At 47.7% G+C, this 14,123-nt stretch carries 18 protein-coding genes, 1 tRNA gene and 1 riboswitch; of the genes, 9 read left to right on the top strand and 10 right to left on the bottom strand.

Going from position 1 to position 14,123, the window contains the following annotated elements; translation table 11 throughout:
* From KB557_RS01305 to KB557_RS01280, 6 genes are all read left to right on the top strand, one after another.
* Positions 1-95: hypothetical protein (locus tag KB557_RS01305; RefSeq protein ID WP_255130995.1), on the top strand; the 95-nt coding region annotated here is incomplete at its 5' end.
* A complete protein-coding gene (locus KB557_RS01300; RefSeq protein WP_255130989.1) occupies positions 88-654 on the top strand; it encodes a bifunctional adenosylcobinamide kinase/adenosylcobinamide-phosphate guanylyltransferase in 567 nt (188 codons plus the stop codon). The genes KB557_RS01305 and KB557_RS01300, both read left to right, overlap by 8 nt.
* Entirely contained in the window at positions 654-1,130 is a 477-nt protein-coding gene (locus KB557_RS01295; protein WP_255130994.1) for a tRNA (cytidine(34)-2'-O)-methyltransferase, read from the top strand. The genes KB557_RS01300 and KB557_RS01295 overlap by 1 nt, the downstream gene beginning before the upstream one ends.
* Positions 1,131-1,243: 113 nt before the next feature.
* Complete coding sequence (locus KB557_RS01290; protein WP_255130988.1) at positions 1,244-2,269, top strand: M23 family metallopeptidase; 1,026 nt, start codon at positions 1,244-1,246, stop codon at positions 2,267-2,269.
* 34 nt (positions 2,270-2,303) lie between these two features.
* A tRNA-Met gene (locus KB557_RS01285) sits at positions 2,304-2,377 on the top strand.
* 456 nt (positions 2,378-2,833) lie between these two features.
* Positions 2,834-3,433 (top strand): peroxiredoxin, encoded by a 600-nt coding sequence (locus KB557_RS01280; protein ID WP_255130993.1) that lies wholly within the window; start codon positions 2,834-2,836, stop codon positions 3,431-3,433.
* Positions 3,434-3,506: 73 nt separating this feature from the next.
* Here the strand turns inward: KB557_RS01280 and purQ are convergent, their stop codons facing one another.
* From purQ to KB557_RS01255, 5 genes are all read right to left on the bottom strand, one after another.
* On the bottom strand, positions 3,507-4,160 hold the full coding sequence (purQ, locus tag KB557_RS01275; RefSeq protein WP_255130987.1) for a phosphoribosylformylglycinamidine synthase subunit PurQ: 654 nt from the start codon (positions 4,158-4,160) through the stop codon (positions 3,507-3,509).
* Positions 4,157-4,414 carry a phosphoribosylformylglycinamidine synthase subunit PurS gene (gene purS, locus KB557_RS01270; RefSeq protein ID WP_255130992.1) on the bottom strand — a complete coding sequence of 86 codons (258 nt, stop codon included), beginning with the start codon at positions 4,412-4,414 and terminating at the stop codon, positions 4,157-4,159. The genes purQ and purS overlap by 4 nt, the downstream gene beginning before the upstream one ends.
* A 62-nt stretch (positions 4,415-4,476) precedes the next feature.
* Positions 4,477-5,517 (bottom strand): GTP-binding protein, encoded by a 1,041-nt coding sequence (locus KB557_RS01265; protein WP_255130985.1) that lies wholly within the window; start codon positions 5,515-5,517, stop codon positions 4,477-4,479.
* A 2-nt stretch (positions 5,518-5,519) separates the two neighbouring features.
* On the bottom strand, positions 5,520-6,089 hold the full coding sequence (locus tag KB557_RS01260) for a HupE/UreJ family protein (protein WP_255130984.1): 570 nt from the start codon (positions 6,087-6,089) through the stop codon (positions 5,520-5,522).
* Positions 6,090-6,176: 87 nt separating this feature from the next.
* Positions 6,177-6,326: riboswitch (cobalamin riboswitch) on the bottom strand.
* Positions 6,327-6,333: 7 nt separating this feature from the next.
* A complete protein-coding gene (locus KB557_RS01255; RefSeq protein WP_315856176.1) occupies positions 6,334-6,753 on the bottom strand; it encodes a pentapeptide repeat-containing protein in 420 nt (139 codons plus the stop codon).
* A 127-nt stretch (positions 6,754-6,880) separates the two neighbouring features.
* On the opposite strand from KB557_RS01255, the gene upp reads away from it, so the two are divergent.
* Genes upp through ilvD form a run of 3 tightly spaced genes read left to right on the top strand, consistent with a single transcriptional unit; the run spans position 6,881 to position 9,549 of the window.
* The gene (gene upp, locus KB557_RS01250; RefSeq protein ID WP_255130982.1) at positions 6,881-7,534 is read left to right on the top strand and encodes a uracil phosphoribosyltransferase; all 654 of its coding nucleotides are present in this window, start codon (positions 6,881-6,883) and stop codon (positions 7,532-7,534) included.
* Between the two features lie 20 nt (positions 7,535-7,554).
* Positions 7,555-7,845 carry a hypothetical protein gene (locus tag KB557_RS01245; RefSeq protein ID WP_255130981.1) on the top strand — a complete coding sequence of 97 codons (291 nt, stop codon included), beginning with the start codon at positions 7,555-7,557 and terminating at the stop codon, positions 7,843-7,845.
* A 27-nt stretch (positions 7,846-7,872) separates the two neighbouring features.
* Positions 7,873-9,549 (top strand): dihydroxy-acid dehydratase, encoded by a 1,677-nt coding sequence (ilvD, locus tag KB557_RS01240; protein WP_255130979.1) that lies wholly within the window; start codon positions 7,873-7,875, stop codon positions 9,547-9,549.
* Here the strand turns inward: ilvD and KB557_RS01235 are convergent.
* The 5 genes from KB557_RS01235 to KB557_RS01215 all read right to left on the bottom strand — a co-directional run bounded on the left by KB557_RS01235 (position 9,540) and on the right by KB557_RS01215 (position 14,013).
* Positions 9,540-9,938: a hypothetical protein gene (locus KB557_RS01235; protein ID WP_255130978.1), complete on the bottom strand. Its 399-nt coding sequence runs from the start codon at positions 9,936-9,938 to the stop codon at positions 9,540-9,542. The two genes, ilvD and KB557_RS01235, sit on opposite strands and share 10 nt — an antisense overlap.
* On the bottom strand, positions 9,938-10,483 hold the full coding sequence (locus tag KB557_RS01230; protein WP_399218457.1) for a CIA30 family protein: 546 nt from the start codon (positions 10,481-10,483) through the stop codon (positions 9,938-9,940). Before KB557_RS01230 ends, KB557_RS01235 begins: the two co-directional genes overlap by 1 nt.
* Before the next feature lie 4 nt (positions 10,484-10,487).
* Complete coding sequence (pgl, locus tag KB557_RS01225) at positions 10,488-11,201, bottom strand: 6-phosphogluconolactonase (RefSeq protein WP_255130977.1); 714 nt, start codon at positions 11,199-11,201, stop codon at positions 10,488-10,490.
* A complete protein-coding gene (gndA, locus tag KB557_RS01220) occupies positions 11,201-12,616 on the bottom strand; it encodes an NADP-dependent phosphogluconate dehydrogenase (RefSeq protein WP_255130976.1) in 1,416 nt (471 codons plus the stop codon). The genes pgl and gndA overlap by 1 nt, the downstream gene beginning before the upstream one ends.
* Positions 12,617-12,717: 101 nt before the next feature.
* Complete coding sequence (locus KB557_RS01215; protein WP_255130975.1) at positions 12,718-14,013, bottom strand: glucose-1-phosphate adenylyltransferase; 1,296 nt, start codon at positions 14,011-14,013, stop codon at positions 12,718-12,720.
* Between the last annotated feature and the right edge of the window lie 110 nt (positions 14,014-14,123).

The following is a 14,123-nucleotide window of genomic DNA, read 5'->3' as shown; positions in this document are numbered from 1 at the left end:
TAGCCACTATTTTTAAATATTGGATTTTCCGTTATCTCAATCGTGTATCACCCTCCTCAGTAGCCACGCTGCGCAATATGAACGGTGGTGGCTAAACATATAATTGTTACAGGCGCCAGCAGAAGTGGCAAAAGTGAATGGGCAGAGCAGCTATTGGAAAGTAAGTCTGCTGGAGCACAGATCTGTTATGTGGCGCCTGGAAAACTCTATGTTCAAGATACTGAGTGGCAGAAAAGGCTAGAACAACACAAAATCAGGAGACCTTCCCATTGGGTTCTGATTGAAGGTATTGAATTTTCCTACCTTCCCGATTTGTTAGCACCTAATAGCAAATATTCACAAGCCTGGTTACTGATTGATTCGCTTGGCAGTTGGGTTGCAGCTGGATTGGAGTATTCAGAACAGCATTGGCTGCTGATGCAGCAAGCACTGCTGAAAAATTTGATTTACCGAGCTATGCCCGTGTTTTTAGTGAGCGAGGAAGTTGGTTGGGGTGTGGTGCCCCCCACTGCTGTGGGAGGTACTTTTCGAGATCGTTTGGGGGCTCTAACCAGAGCTTGCGCCGGCGTTTGCGATGAACGCTGGCTTGTTTGCATGGGACAAGCCCTACCCCTTCATAGGCTTGCAACAAGCGTGCAGGGAATTTCATTGTGATGCCAAGGGTTGTGCTGTTTGAACCCGAAATACCTCCAAATACAGGCAACGTAGCTCGCACCTGCGCTGCTACGGAAACTGAGCTGCATCTAGTTGAGCCCCTTGGCTTTGAGATTAGTGATCGCACACTGAAACGAGCCGGACTCGATTACTGGCCCTTCGTTCAGCTCCGGCGCCATAGCAATTGGACTCAGTTCTACGAACAGCAGCAATTGCAAGGCGGCAGATTAATTGGCCTTAGCAGGCATGCCAGTGATTCTTATCTTGATTTTCCCTTTTTAGACTCTGATTGGCTGCTATTTGGCCGCGAAACTAGTGGGCTCCCCCCCCTGCCCCGCAGTGCATGTGACCATCTGCTGAGGGTGCCGCTAGCTTGCGAAAACGTGAGAAGCTTGAATTTGTCGGTTGCTGTTGCCGTGGTGCTTTTTGAAGCGCTTAGGCAGATCAAAAAGCCTCTGCAGCACAGTGATCCTTGAACTTATCGGCAATTCTGTAACTTAGGGCACTTGATTTCCCCTGGTATGTAGTGTATTGTTTGGAAGTTGTTGGGAGTTGGCTTCTCCAACGGCTTATTCTTTGATTTTATTGCATGAAGCCTTCTGCTTTACTTGCGTGCGTCACTATCTGTTTTCCTGCAGGATTAGTGGTATTAGCAGGTCTTCCAGGTCGCTCTAATCTTGATAGTCAGTCTTATTCAAAGTCAAATCTTCCCGTTAATCTTGATTCAAGTCGCCAATTTAATAAGCAAGTTCTTATAGCAAGCGCTGAATCTTCAAGCGTTTATGTGAAAACTCGCTTAGACATTACCTTGGAGCAGCTTTCAAATCAGCTGGATATCCCTTCTGATTATCTTGCAGATCTAAATGATTGTGATATTAATCGTAAATTCTCGAATAATGAGTGGGTTGCAATCCCTGCGAAATCAATTAATACTATTCGCTTTGTTGTTGCCCTAGATGATTCAGAAATTCGACGAACTCAGCCGAATCGCTCTATTTTTGCAAAAGTTGGTGATAATTTAGCTAAAATTGCAAGTAGATATGAAGTTCCCCTAAAAGAACTTACACGTTTAAATCCTGGGCTTAATCCAATTACTCGCTTAGCTGTCGACACTCCAATTAAATTATTTCAACCATTACGCGCTCGTAATACCCTTGCAATCACACCTGGTTCCAGTGGTGGACTTAGTTGGCCTGGTCTGCCTGATTTCGGAAATCAACCTAGCCAAAGATCTTTTACCAGTTATGTGTGGCCAGCAGCCGGCACACTTACTTCTGGCTACGGCTGGCGCTGGGGCCGCATGCACAGGGGAATTGACATCGCAAATAGTGTTGGAACACCAATTCATTCGGTTGCTGATGGTGTAGTTGTAAGTTCCGGTTGGAACGACGGCGGCTACGGTTATCTAGTTGAGGTTTCCCATAATGACGGCACCCTTACGCGTTACGCCCACAACAGCAGGCTATTAGTAAGCAAAGGCATGAATATTGCTCAAGGAACTCCTATAGCCTTGATGGGCAGCACCGGACGCAGCACTGGCCCGCACCTTCATTTTGAAATTATTCCTGCCAGGTCTGGTGCTGTGAACCCGGTTGCGTATCTTCCGCAAAGGTAGGGTCTTACCATCCACTATGCTCACTTGAAACCAGGGCTCGGTAGCTCAGCTGGTTAGAGCACGGGATTCATAACCCCGGGGTCGGGAGTTCAAGTCTCCCTCGAGCCATTTCGATTTAGCATTAACTGCTTACCTCATTTCAATAGCATTTAATCTGTCGCGAAAGCTAGAAGATGAATTCTGTTCTTTTGAATAGTCTTTATTTGAGATGTTATCTGAGCTTGTTGAACGTCTGCTTCTACCTCCTGCATAGGCCTGAGGCTGTATCTCACGCGAACGTATCTCACGGGTGTTTGTTTGCGGAGTGCTGAATACCTCTGCGACTTGCTTCGTTTCTCTTTGAATCGGGTGTGCTTTAAGTTCGCTGCGCAGCTGATTCAGGAGACGAAAATGCCCGGTATTGTTGTATTTGCGCATCAGCGCGGGATCCCAGCCCATCAATTAACTCGTCTTTTGTAGACAAACTTTAGTTCACAAGCTGCAGTAAATAGTGGTAGCTTTATTAGGCCGCTAATGCGGAGTTTGTCCGCTTTAGTTAAAACCCTTTACTCATCAGCTCATACCATGACCAACGGAAGCCTCAGAGTTGGCCAGCAGGCCCCAGATTTTACTGCTACGGCAGTGGTGGATCAGGAATTTAAGGAAATCAGCCTCTCCAACTACCGCGGTAAATACGTAGTTCTATTTTTCTATCCCCTTGATTTCACCTTTGTTTGCCCTACAGAAATCACAGCATTTTCTGATCGATACGCCGAATTTGCCAGCAAAAATACAGAGGTATTGGGTGTTTCGGTAGATAGTCAATTTAGTCATCTAGCTTGGATACAAACTGATCGCAAGGAGGGTGGCATTGGTGATTTGGCATATCCGCTGGTAGCAGACCTCAAAAAAGACATTGCCAGGGCGTACAACGTCTTAGACGAAGATGCTGGCATAGCTGTTCGTGGTCTGTTTATTATCGATGCAGAAGGTGTCGTACAACATGCCACAATCAATAACTTAGCTGTAGGTAGAAATGTAGAAGAAACCCTCAGAGTTCTTCAGGCGTTTCAACATGTGCAAGCTAATCCTGATCAGGTTTGCCCTGCTAACTGGACCCCTGGTGATCGCACAATGAATCCTGATCCGGTTGGAAGCAAAGATTTCTTTGCTGCTATCTCTTAATTATTTAAATATGCTTTGCAAATCTAGCGGCCTTATGGCCGCTAGATTTTATTAATGTTTAATTTAGGATCCTTCAACCCATGAAGGTTTTTAATAATCTTTGACCATCGATTCCACCCAAGATCGGGTCGCAGGCTCTCTCAGGGTGTGGCATCAAACCAAGAACATTGCCTTTTTTATTGCATATTCCAGCTATATCTGCAAGTGAACCATTTGGATTATTACTATAACTAAGTGCTATTTGGTTATTTTGCTGTAGGTCATCAAAAGTATCCAAATCGCAATGATATTTCCCCTCCCCATGGGCAATTGGAAGATTTATCAACTCGTTCTTAGCATAGCCATTCAGGAATGTATTACTAGCCTCGTTCACTAAAAGTTCACATGGCTCACATATAAAATGTAAATTCTGATTTTTAGTTAACGCACCGGGCAAAAGGCCTAATTCAGTAAGAATTTGAAAACCATTGCATATCCCTAATACCGGTCCGCCAGTATCTGCGAAATCCTTCACCTCATTTAAGAGCGGAGCAAAACTTGCCAAAGCACCGCATCTTAGATAGTCGCCATAACTGAATCCACCAGGCAAAATTATTCCTTTTACTCCGTCAATACTTGTATTTTCGTGCCAGAGAAATCGTGTAGGAATGTTTAATATGCCTTCTAATGCCCAGGCTAAATCGCGATCGCAATTGGAACCAGGGAAAACAACAATTCCAATTGTCATTCCATTTGCTCCAGCACTACAGACCAATTTTCAATTACCGGATTTGCCAAGAGTCGATCACTAAGTAATTCAACTGATGCCATGGCTTCCTCTCGGTTTGCTGCCTCTAATTCCAGCTCTATTGCTTTACCAATGCGAAGTTTTTGTAAACCGGAAATTCCAAGACGATTTGCTGCTGCTTTCGTAGCCTCGCCAGCAGGATCTAGAACCGAGGGGCGCAGCTGCACCTGAACCCGAGCAACGAAACGCAGCACTGAAACATTGCGTGTATGGGGATCCTCGCAGTTGAGGCTGCCATTTGGGGCTGTTGGGGTATTCAATTTTTAACCTCGAGCTCCTCCAGGCTTGATCTAAGCAGGCTGCTATTTGGATTGCCGCCAATTAAAACCAGTTCCAGTTGATCTGCCCGAAGCCCATCTGCTTCAAACCACATGTTCAACCTCCTCCCCACAGCTTGAACCTGCAAAGGTAAAGCCTTCCCATTTATCGGAATTCGTCCTTTTAATCGCAGTAAATCCATTGGATTTATTGCTGTTTCCAGCAAGATTTGCTCTAATCCATCGCGATTCCACAGCCCCTGCATACTTAGCGAATCAGCAAGAAGTTCAGGATGGCTGTGGCTATGTTCTTCCTCTTCAACTGGCAAGGAAGGCCGCATCAAGCCAAGCAATAGATCTGCAGATATTTCACCATTCGCAATCGCTAGACAAGGAGCCTGCTTTTGGGGTTGAACAATTTGCAATTGCGCAGCGAGGTAATCCTTAGCGCGTTGCAGTGCATCGGGGCTCAAAAGATCTGCCCGGGAGATCAAAACAAGATCAGCTTGTTCTAATTGCTCTTTAAATAGATCTTCAATTGAATCTTGGTGATCAAGGCTTGGATCATTGATCCTCTGCTGCTCTACCGCCTCCAGATCGCCAAGAACTGAACCTGCAGCAAGGGCTTCTCCGTCTACCACCGTAATTACGCCATTCACCAGCGTTCGATGTTTAATCTGAGGCCATTGAAAGGCTTGGAGGAGGGGCTCCGGTAGTGCGAGACCACTAGTTTCAATCACAATCCCATCAAGGGGTTCTGGATTGGCCAGTAACTTTTCAATGGTGGGTAAGAAGTCGTCCTGAACTGTGCAGCAAAGGCAGCCATTTGCTAGCTCGATCACTGGGGCTGGTTCACCATCGCAGCTTGCGCAACCCTTGATCAAAGCAGCATCGATACCAACCTCACCAAATTCATTAACTACAACCGCAAGGCGTTGTTTTGTTTGCCTGAGCAAATACCTCAGCAATGTGGTTTTACCGGCGCCAAGAAATCCAGTAATAACCGTTACGGGTATGCGGCGCTGCTGCGTTTTATCCATGCCTATGGCACCAATGTTGACCAAATAAGGCTGCTGCCGATGCCAAACAAGATGCCACTAAAAATTCTTAATTTCGCAGCTGAACCCCAATTAGACCAAAGATTTTTTACCAGTTTTAATGATATCCAAAGTAATAATCCCTGGCTTATAAGTAAACCAAACAGATAAAAAATTACCGGAGTTGGCTCCCAACCCAATACAGAAGCGCTTAGAACAAAACCATGCAAGCCAATGGCAGGTAGCAAAAGTGTTTTGGGTAAGCGATCCAGCAACACCAATGCTTCTATAGCGAGTGAAATACCGATCCAGGCCTCAGCTCCAGGCAGGCTGTTTGGCCAGGCCAAACCGAGGAGCGCCCCGATCAATCCAATTGCTAACAAGCCAATAACCCATCGGAACTGTTGACGCAGCCCCACAAGGCCAATCGCCATAAGAAAAAGTAGATGGTCAACGCCAAGGGCAGGATGCAGCAAACCGCTAAGAAGCCCTGTAAACGGGCTTGGCTTCATCGGAAATGCTTCCATCACATGATGGGCGAGCGCTGGAGTTGCAACGCAGAAAGGCAGCAACACACAAACGGCTAACGCAGAAATGACTCGCTTGGCAGCGACAGGCTTAACAAATAAATCTTTAAGCATCCAGAAAAGCCGGTCCGCGCCGGGGATGAAGGGTGATTCGGCGGGCGTTCTGACTTGAGATAAGGCATAGCCAAACCTCTTACAGCTGCGGGACAGTGCCGGCTTTTCACCGAACTTTCCCCGTTACCTCCCTGGGCTGATCTCCAAGGAACCGAAGCTGAACCCTATCACCGCATTTTTAAGCGCAACCCAAACTTTCAGTTGTGCTAACTCCCGAGAGGAGATTTGTACCTGCTGCCCTTGCGCAAAGAGCCTTTTGCTCAGGTTGATCCAACACGGCTTCTGAAAAATCAGCTCCCTCAATGAGTGCATCGCGAAAATGACTTTGGAGCAGCATGCTGCGATCAAGGCGGGCCTGACGTAGATCAGATCCCTGGAAACCACTTGCAAATCCAACTACATCTCGCATATCTGCCCCCTGCAAATTTGTGCCTTGCAACTGGCTCCCGTTGAATACAGCTCCCCTTAGATCAGCATTCGAAAAATCAAAACCTTTTAAATCTGCCTTAAGAAATTCTTTTTGCTGCAGATCTTTTCCGTGCATATCAGGGCTGAGATCTTGTAAAGATTTTGCGCCGCGCAACTCAGGCGCTGTCATAGCAAGGGCCGGGCTGGGAGAGAACAAAAGAACAAGAACAAGTAACCCAGAAACCAAGGCTTTAGCTAATCTCATTACAACTCGTAAGCTGGCAGGAACAAGTTAAGTCAGCAGCATGTCTTTGCGGGTGATCGTTCCTCCCCATCCGCTGGTGGCCCACTGGCTAACCGTGCTGCGAGATCCGAATACACCAACTCCGCTATTTGCTTCGGCGATGAAGGAGCTTGGTCGCTGGCTTAGCTACGAGGCAATTAGAGATTGGTTGCCACAACAAAAAATTCAAATTCAAACAACAGCTGGTTTAGTTGAAGCTGAGGTAATTGATGCTTCTGCTGCTTTACTTGTGGTGCCCATAATCAGGGCGGGTTTAGGGCTTTGGTTAGGCGGACAGGAAGTGTTGCCAAATGCCAGGATTGCCCATGTGGGTATTTCGAAATCCTCTGGGGATGAAGAGGACCAAATCTATTTGAATAGATTGCCAAATCGAATTGGTGATCGAGTTGGCGCAATTGTTTATAGCGGCGCTATTGCCACAGGCTCCAGTTTGATCAAGGTGCTAAGCGCCCTTGATCAAAAAGGCGTTAGGGATCAAAGATTGAGGGTTATTTGCGCCGTTGCCTCAGCCCCGGGCCTCAAACGCCTGGCCGATTTATTTCCTAATCTGAGCATCTACACAGCCTGCATTGATGCTGATTTAGATCAAAATCAAAATATTTTGCCTGGGATTGGTGATGCAGCCCATAGGCTTTATGGCACAGCATCAGATGATTTCCTAGGCTGAAAACAGAATTAGGCCCATTTATGGCCGATCAGTCGAACAGCTCCAGTTCCCTCTTGCTTAGCGCTTTTACTGGTGCAGCCCTAGGTGCTGCTGGCCTTACCTGGTGGCTTCTGTCAAGGGCAGAGCGTCGTATGGCCCTTAGCAAGCAAGTGAAACGCCTGAGTTCGTTAACTATGGGATCGGTTAAACCAATCACTGCCGTGATCCCTGTGGCCTCAGAAAGCCTTGAGGAACGGGTGCAGCGTTTAAATTTGGCCATAGACGAAGTGCGTCGCCAGCTGGAAAACCTCAGCCCTGAGGGGAGCAACTGAGATAATTAGCGAGATATTTATCCAGTTATGAAAAACCTTCGCTCCAGTGCAGTTACCCAGGGAATCCAACGCAGCCCCAATCGGGCAATGTTGCGAGCTGTTGGATTTGGTGATGCTGATTTTAATAAGCCGATTGTTGGTATTGCCAATGGATACAGCACCATTACCCCTTGCAATATCGGCCTTAATGATTTAGCGAAGAGGGCTGAACAGGCAGCTTTCATTGCTGGTGCAATGCCTCAGATGTTCGGCACTATCACTGTGAGTGATGGCATCTCAATGGGCACAGAAGGGATGAAGTATTCGCTTGTATCGAGAGAGGTGATTGCAGACGCGATTGAAACAGCATGTAATGCACAATCAATGGATGGAGTAATTGCAGTTGGCGGTTGCGATAAGAATATGCCTGGGGCAATGCTAGCGATGGCTCGCATGAACATTCCAGCTATCTTTGTGTATGGCGGAACAATTAAACCCGGCAAACTTGGTGGATGCGATCTAACTGTTGTGAGCGCATTTGAAGCTGTAGGGCAATTTACAGCTAATAAAATTGATGCTGAGCAATTGCTCGCAGTTGAAAAAAATGCATGTCCAGGTGCTGGTAGTTGCGGCGGAATGTTTACAGCCAATACAATGAGTTCTGCCATCGAGGCGATGGGTTTTAGTCTGCCTTCAAGCTCAACAATGGCTGCTGAAGACCAGGAGAAAGCAGATAGCGCGGCCAGATCTGCGGAGGTGCTGGTTCTTGCAATTGAAAATAATATTCGCCCCAGCGATCTATTAACCCGCGAAGCCTTTGAAAATGCGATAAGTGTGATTATGGCAATTGGCGGATCCACTAATGCGGTTCTGCACCTACTCGCTATTGCCCGCAGCGCCAATATTCCACTTTGTATTGATGATTTTGAAACAATCCGTCAGCGAGTTCCTGTTATCTGCGATCTAAAACCTAGTGGACGATTCGTAACAACTGATTTGCACGCTGCAGGCGGGATTCCGCAGGTAATGAAATTGCTACTAGATGCAGGGTTGTTACATGGCAATTGCCGCACGATTGAAGGTAAGACGCTTAATGAAATTCTTGCAAATATTCCCTCGGCACCACCAACAGATCAGGAAGTTATTAGGAGCCTGGCTAATCCCCTTTATGAAAAGGGTCATCTAGCAGTTCTAAAAGGAAATTTGGCCAGTGAAGGTTGTGTTGCGAAAATATCGGGCGTAAAAAATCCATGCCTCACGGGCCCTGCGCGGGTTTTTGAATGTGAAGAAGATTGCCTTGAAGCAATTCTGAGTGGTGCAATTCGTGCTGGTGATGTTTTGCTAATCCGCTACGAGGGGCCAGTAGGGGGGCCTGGAATGCGAGAAATGCTCTCGCCAACCTCGGCGATTATCGGCCAAGGCTTAGGTGATCAGGTTGCATTGATAACTGATGGAAGATTTTCAGGTGGTACCTATGGAATGGTGGTGGGCCATGTTGCTCCAGAAGCGGCCGTTGGCGGAACGATTGCATTGGTGCATGAAGGAGACAGCATCACAGTGGATGCTCATAAATTATTGGTGCAATTAAACGTGGATGAAGCTGAAATTAAGCTTCGCCGAGAAGCTTGGATTCCACCAGTACCCCGCTATCGCACTGGAGTTTTAGGTAAATATGCCCGCCAAGTTGGTTGCAGCAGCAAGGGAGCTGTAACTGATCAGCCCTGAATAAGCAAAGTGCGCAGCCGTCTGCCTAAGGTTTCCAGGTTGATTCCTGCTTCCGGGCGTTCGAGCTGCAGGCCGGTATTGGGATCCATCCATACCGGATGGCGGCCAAGCCAAAGCAATGGTTGATCTGAATCAAGAAGCCAGCCAATTTGGATCGAGGGATTTTGAGCTGAACCATAGATTTCAAGTTCAAGATCCTCAGCCTCTAGCCTGAAACCTGTCTTATCACGCGCTTCTAGTCGAACTAACCAACTATCAGCTTCAGCTTCTAAAAGAATTGCTCCATGCAATAACCCAGGCTTTGAGTGATCAGCGCATTGGCTAATTTTCTGGAGCAAGTGGGCTTGTTCCTCTAATTGGTTTGTTGCCGGCAACCAAGCCGGTGCCATTAGGGAAGGGCCTCCAATTTTTGCAAAACAAGCTTTAAAGGCCCTGGCCGAAAACCTTTGTTTTCGCTGCCATCCTCAGCAAAACGAGAATGCAAAATTTGTATCTGCGCAATACGGCTTGGATCAAATCGCAATGGCAATCCCACTGGATTTGCCCGCAGAGTTGGCTGTAATTCAGAAAAGGGAATTCGAACGCGGGTAATACCAGCTGAATTTGTATCAAAATCGCGAACCCACCGCAAACCACCGGGTAAAAAATCCGCCAATTTGCCAGCTAGGTCTGCCGGAGCTATCGCCAATTTGTAGCGTCTGCCATCTCCTTCAAGTACTAGCTCTAGGGCTGAGGCAGCACTGAGATTTAAAGGCGGTTGATAACGGGGGGAGCGGCAGCTAACAAAGCCACCACCTTCAGTTACCACAAGAGCTTGCATTACCAAACCCTGGGAATCAATGCTGCACGATCCACTGCTTCTTCCCCCCATAACAGTGTCGTTAAGGCTGCTCCAGCCAGCAAAGCCGTCCCCCGCTGCAATCAGCATCGCCATTAGTTCAGGCCAACCCGGCACAGGCCTCAGTATCAGCTAAAACAGAGATGGTTGATGCAGTGTCTACCAATTTTGCAGGGGTACGAACAGGATCTTCTAGGGGATCTAGCAATCGTTGCAGAGCAACTTTTTTGCCTGCTCCTGCCACCAAAAACATCACTTCACGGGCTGCGCATAGCACTGGCACAGTGAAAGTAATCCTTGGAATTCCTTTGCCTTCCCCCACCGTTACCCAGCGATCGCGTACCAACGTGGCTGCGGTTCCAGGGAATAGTGATGCGGTGTGTCCGTCATCACCGAGGCCTAATAACACCAAGTCAAATACAGGTGGGCTGCTGTTGCATATTTGCTCAAGGCTGCGTTCATAGGCTTCAACTCCTATTTCAAGGCTGCTGGCGTTTGTGGGTACGGCATAAAAAGAGGCTTTTGAACTGTTGGGATTCGCAAGCAAACTCGATCGCACCATTCGGGCATTACTGAGGAGATCATCGGTGGCAACCCAGCGCTCATCCCCCAGAAAAAAATCGATGCGATCCCAGGCCAGCGTCAGCTGGCCCAAGAGTTTGTAAGCGGCTTCCGGGGTGCTGCCGCCAGAGAGGGAAATCTGCACCCGCTCACGCTGTTGAAGCGTGTTGTTAATACAGGCTGCAATTCGCTCAGCGGCAAGTTGCGCTAATTCAGTGCGATTAGCAACCCTGCTTAATTGATAAACAGACACTAAAGCCACTCGGTGTGATGAGCCCCGTCCTTATCAACTCTTTGATAGGTATGGGAACCGAAACAGTCACGCATTGCTTGCACCAAATTCTGAGGCAAACGGCCGCTGCGATAACTATTAATGTAATCAAGGGTGCTGCTTAGGCATGGCACTGGGATCCCAGCCTCAGCTGCTCCGGCCACTATTTGAGCTAGGCCAGCTAATCGATTATTAACCTGCTCAGCAAACCAGGGATCTACAAGTAAGTTGCAGAGTTGAGGGTCTTTGTTAAACGCGTTTTGGATGCGTTTCAGCAGTTTTGCGCGAATTATGCAACCGCCTTTCCAAATCTGAGCAATGGAAGGCATATGCAGGTTGTAGTTGTGCTCCTCTGAGGCAATACGCATGAGTTCCATGCCTTGGGCATAGCTCGCCATACAGGCGAGAACAACGGCGTCCATTAACGGTGCCATTGAATCCTCGGGGCTACCCATCGAGAAGGGCTTGATGGCGGGGCCCTTGAGAATCGACTCAGCAGCAACCCGTTGGGGCTTGAGAGAACTCATCACACGGGCGTTTAATGAGGCGTAAATGGTTGGCACTGGGGCGCCCATTTGTAAGGCGCTCACCACCGTCCATAAACCGGTGCCCTTTTGGCCGGCCTGGTCCATGATTTTCTCCACCAGATCAGCGCCATCTTCTGGATCTTTGGTGCGAAGACAAACCTCTGTAATTTCAACTAAGTAGGAAGAGAGCTCTTCAGTGCTGTTCCACTTGCCGAGCACATCTGCCATCTGGGTGCCGTTCATGCCCCCCACCCTCTTCATCAAGTCGTAGGCCTCAGCAAGAATTTGCTCAATGCCGTACTCAATTCCGTTGTGGACAGTCTTAACAAAATGACCGGAACCACCTGGGCCGATGTAGGTGACACAGGGGCCATCTTCCACCTGGGCCGCCATTTTGGTAACGAGGCTTTCGATGGCGTCGTAAGAAGATTTGGTGCCACCAGGCATCATGCTTGGCCCTTCTAGAGCGCCTTTAGCTCCCCCAGAAACACCCATTCCGATGTAACCAAAGCTCTTGCTTTCCAGCTCCGCGACACGCCGTTCGGTATCGGTGTAAAGAGAGTTACCGCCATCGATGAGAAGATCACCCTCCTCTAGGTAAGGGGAAATGCTGGCTATTGTGTCGTCTATCGGTTGGCCAGCCTTGATCATCATCAAGATCCGCCGGGGACGTTCAAGCTTGTCTACAAATTCTTGAAGGGAATAAGCACCGCTGATCTGCTTTCCAGCGCCCCTGCCAGCCAAAAATTCATCGGTTTTTTGAGCTGTGCGGTTGTAGACAACGCTGGAAAAGCCGTTGCGCTCAGCGTTTAAAACGAGGTTTTCCCCCATCACGCCAAGACCGATCAAGCCAAAATGCCCTTTATCCATGGTTAAAACAAAACCAGACCGTATCAGTGTGGCAACAAGCGGCTTAAGAGCCTGCTAAGAAGAACGATCTGTTCGGATCCCAAAGCTTTGGTTTGAACGAATTAGATCGTCATTCCATCGGCAATGGAAGCATTTTTCACAACAACCACGATGCCATTACGGATATAAAAACCGTGTTCAGGCCTGTCCGCCTCCTCCACATGGTCTTTATTTACGATCGTAACGTTGGCGCCAATGCGAACATTTTTATCCAAAATTGCTCTTTTTACGGTTGTACCTCTTCCCACTCCCATGGGAATTCCACCCTTTTCGAGCAAGAGTTCTCGCTCTTCACCTGATTCAAAGTAATCAGAACCCATAACGAGAGTGTCTTGAAGAACAACCTCATTTTCGATGCGCGATCTAACTCCCAAAACGCATCGATGGATGCTGCAGGCTTTAAGCAAGGAACCTTCACCAATTATTGATTCGGTTACTTGAGCGTCTTGCAACTTAGAAGGAGGCAAATATCGGTGGCGTGTGTATATAGGAAATTGTTTGTCGTAAAAGGAAAAAGCCGGATCAGGTTGGGCCGTGAGAGCTAAATTAGCCTCATAAAATGCACGAATCGTTCCGATATCTTCCCAATAATCATCAAAAAAGTATGATTTTAATTTTAAGCCATCCTGCAATGCAGTTGGAATGATCTCCTTACCAAAATCTGTTGCTTCAGGATTCTCAGCAAGCAATTTAAATAATACATCCCGCTTAAATACATAGATACCCATCGAAGCTAGGTATGGTCTGCGTGCCGCTTCAGATTCGCTCAAGCCCATGCTTGCAGTATCAACTCGCATCTCCTTAAGAGCTTCGCCTTTGGGCTTTTCTCTAAACTTACTTATCCAACCTTCATTATCTGTATGCATTAGACCAAAATCCTCAGCCTGCTGCGCATCAACTGGAAGAGCTGCAACTGTGAGATCTGCCCCACTAAGGCGATGTTCTTCAACAAATAATTTATAATCCATCCGGTAAAGTTGATCGCCAGAAAGAATTACTATCTCATCTACATCCGAATCCTTAAATAACCATTCATACTTGCGAACGGCATCTGCCGTGCCTTCGAACCAGCTAGGGCTATCGGGTGTTTGCTGGGCTGCTAAAACCTCAACAAAGCCCTGGCCGAAACCTGTAGAGAGATTGTAGGTCTGCGAAATATGCCGGTTTAATGAAGCGCTATTGAACTGGGTAAGAACATAAATTTGCGTGATCCCGCTATTTATGCAATTGCTCACCGGAATATCGATAAGTCGATACTTTCCAGCAAGGGGCACAGCCGGCTTAGCCCGCATCTTGGTGAGAGGGAAGAGCCTGGTGCCGGCTCCGCCTCCAAGAATGATGCCCAAAACTCTTTTCATCTAGCCCCTGCAGCGGCGCCACTCTGGTGGAAGCCCCCCCAATTCGGCAAGGAATTGGTTTGATCACGCTTGCTTTGTGATTAATGCCTCTCGATTTTTGTAGGCCGATT

Source organism: Synechococcus sp. Cruz CV12-2-Slac-r, from assembly GCF_024346075.1.
In the GTDB taxonomy this organism is placed as follows: Bacteria; Cyanobacteriota; Cyanobacteriia; order PCC-6307; family Cyanobiaceae; genus Synechococcus_D.
Note: the sequence above shows the minus strand (reverse complement) of the source record. Positions and strands in the feature narration are given on the sequence as shown.